At 61.0% G+C, this 2962-nt stretch carries 2 protein-coding genes; both read right to left on the bottom strand.

The window, feature by feature from the left end; all coding sequences use genetic code 11:
• A partial coding sequence (locus tag NW838_RS12385) for a cysteine desulfurase family protein (protein WP_414428129.1) occupies positions 1-685 on the bottom strand: 685 nt, incomplete at its 3' end.
• A gap of 57 nt (positions 686-742) precedes the next feature.
• Positions 743-2701, bottom strand: coding sequence for an acetate--CoA ligase (gene acs, locus NW838_RS12380; protein ID WP_414355700.1), 1959 nt, complete (start codon positions 2699-2701; stop codon positions 743-745).
• Positions 2702-2962 lie beyond the last annotated feature (261 nt).

Below are 2962 nucleotides of genomic sequence, written 5' to 3'. Positions count from 1 at the left end.
CCCGCAGCAGCGGTCGCAGCTCCACCCCTGGGCGCACGTACAGCGCCCCCACCCCCTGGGGCCCGTAGAGTTTATGCCCGGAAAGGGAGAGCAGATCCACCGGCAGTTGCGCCAGATCCAGCGGGATCCGCCCCACCGTCTGCACAGCGTCGGTGTGGAAGAGCACCCCCGCCTGGCGACAGATCTGACCCAGCTCTGCAATGGGCTGCAGGGATCCCACCTCATTTTGCCCGTGGACGATGGAGACCAAAACGGTATTGGGTTGCAGCGCCTGGATCAAAGTCTGGGGATCCACCTGGCCGGCGGCGTTCACCGGCAGACGGGTGACCTGCCAACCCTGGGACTGCAACTGGCGGGCAGCATTTTCCACCGAGGCATGCTCCACACTGGAGAGGATCAGGTGCTGGGGAGTGGAGTAGCACTGGGCCACCCCAAAGAGGGCCAAGTTGTTGGATTCTGTCCCCCCCGAGGTAAACAGCAGCGCCTCCGGCTCACAGTTAAGCAGCTCGGCCACCTGTTGCCGCGCCCGCTCCATGGCCATGGCGGCCCGTTCTCCCCACCCATGCAAGCTAGAGGGATTGCCCCAGCTTTCCTGCATCGCCATCCGCATGGCCTCAATGACCTCGGGCCGGGGGGGAGTGGTGGCGCTGTGGTCGAAGTACAGGGTGGGATCCAGAGGCAACATGAAGACTTCACAACCCAGGACTCAATGTCCTCATCTTAGTGCGGGGTTGTGGTCGGCTCATACCCCTTGGCGCAGCCGTTCTAGCACCCCGCGATCTTCGAGGGTGGAGGTATCGCCACTGATGCCGGCGCCAGCCGCCAAATCCCGCAGCAAACGGCGCATGATCTTGCCGGAGCGGGTTTTGGGCAGGGCCTCGGTGAAGCGAATTTCGCTGGGGCGGGCAATGGCCCCGATTTCGGAGACCACATGTTGCATCAACGCTTGGCGCAGCGCTTCGCTGGGCTCATAGCCCTCCGACAGGATGACAAAGGCCACGATCACCTCGCCTTTGAGGTCATCTGGGCGACCGACCACAGCCGCTTCGGCAACTGCAGGATGAGACACCAAGGCCGATTCAAGTTCCATCGTGCCGAGGCGATGTCCTGCCACATTGATGACATCGTCCACCCGGCCCATCACCCAAAAATAACCGTCTTCATCCCGGCGGGCCCCATCCCCGGCAAAGTAGAAATACTGCCCATCTTGGGGAGGGATCCGCTCCCAGTAGCTGGTGCGGAACCGCTGCGGATCTCTATAGATAGTGCGCATCATGCCCGGCCAGGGGCGACGGATCACCAAATACCCCCCTTCGGGTGCCGGGTTCCCCTCCATATCGACAACATCTGCTTGAATGCCCGGAAAAGGACGGGTAGCCGATCCCGGCTTGGTGGCGGTAACCCCCGGCAAGGGCGAAATCATAATGCCGCCGGTTTCGGTCTGCCACCAGGTATCCACAATGGGGCAGCGCTCGTTGCCGATGACGGTGTGGTACCACATCCAAGCTTCGGGATTGATCGGCTCGCCAACCGTGCCCAACAGGCGCAGCGAAGAGAGATCATGCCGACGGGGCAGGGCGTCGCCACTTCTCATAAAGGCCCGGATGGCCGTTGGAGCAGTGTAAAAAATGGAGATGCGGTGACGGGCGATTAACTCCCAGAAGCAATCGGGCTTGGACGGTCGCGGCGCCCCTTCGTACATAAACACCGTTGCCCCGTTGGAGAGGGGGCCATAGACGATGTAGCTGTGTCCCGTGATCCAACCGATATCGGCAGTACACCAGTAGATGTCTTCTTCGTGCAAATCGAAGATCCACTGGCAGGTGATGTGGGTGTAGAGGTTGTAGCCGCCGCTGGTGTGGACAACGCCTTTGGGCTTGCCGGTGGTGCCGGAGGTGTAGAGGATAAACAGCATCGCCTCCGAGTCCATCGGCTCGGCAGGGCACGCTTCCTCCAAGCCAGGAGCCAGCTCATGCCACCAAACATCTCGGCCTGGGGTCATCGGCACGGCTTGCCCCGTCCGCCGCACCACCAAGACGTTTTCGACAGTGGGCACTCCCTCTGCCAGCGCCAAGTCCACCTGCGGCTTGAGGGGGACAATCGCATCTTTGCGCCAGCCCCCATCGGCGGTGATCACGGCTTTGGCTTCCGCATCCCGCAGCCGCTCCTTGAGAGCCTCCGCGCTAAAGCCCCCAAACACCACCGTATGGGCTGCCCCGAGCCGAGCACAGGCCAGCATGGCCATGACGGCTTCCGGGATCATCGGCATGTAGATCCCCACCCGATCCCCTTTTTGAATGCCCAGGGCCTTCAGGCCGTTGGCCCAACAGCAGACCTCGCGATGGAGCTGCTCATAGGTCAAGGTGCGAATGTCCCCCGGTTCTCCCTCCCAGATCAGGGCCAGTTTGTGGCGGCGGCCATTTTCCAGGTGGCGATCCAAGCAGTTGTAGCTGAGGTTGAGCTGTCCTCCCACAAACCACTGCGCCTGGGGAGGATCCCAGTGCAACACCTGCTGCCAAGGCTGAAACCAGTGCAACTCCTGCCGAGCCAGCCGTTCCCAAAAACCTAAGGGATCCGCCTCGGCTTCCTGACAAAGCTGTTGGTAGCGACTGGGGGTGATGCGGGCCTGTTGCACAAACGAAGGGGGCGGGGGGAAAAGGCGCTTTTCCTGCAGGATGGATTCGAGGGCGGGTTGAGACATGGTCAAAGATGAGTGAGGAAAAGAAGTTCTGCAACGCCCACAGAAGGGCGAGGGGATGGAATTGCAGTAGAATACAAATCCCGGCGAGGGTAGGGCAAGGGATGGGCAGGCAATCTCAATTGATTGTAAAGATTCTGAAGATTTTTTGAATGAGAAGTGGTTCAGGGGTATTCCCAGGCAGGGCTCAGGTGAAAAAGGTGGCACGTTGGCGGTGCATCACCACCGACTCCACCAAGCCGATGGCCAGAAAATTGGTCAGCA

The organism is Synechococcus sp. R55.2 (genome assembly GCF_047462075.1).
GTDB lineage: Bacteria > Cyanobacteriota > Cyanobacteriia > Thermostichales > Thermostichaceae > Thermostichus.
Note: the sequence above shows the minus strand (reverse complement) of the source record. Positions and strands in the feature narration are given on the sequence as shown.

Excerpts from the sequence above, each read along its gene's own strand:
- acs (WP_414355700.1), bottom strand. The coding sequence starts at position 2,701 with ATGTCTCAACCCGCCCTCGAATCCATCCTGCAGGAAAAGCGCCTTTTC.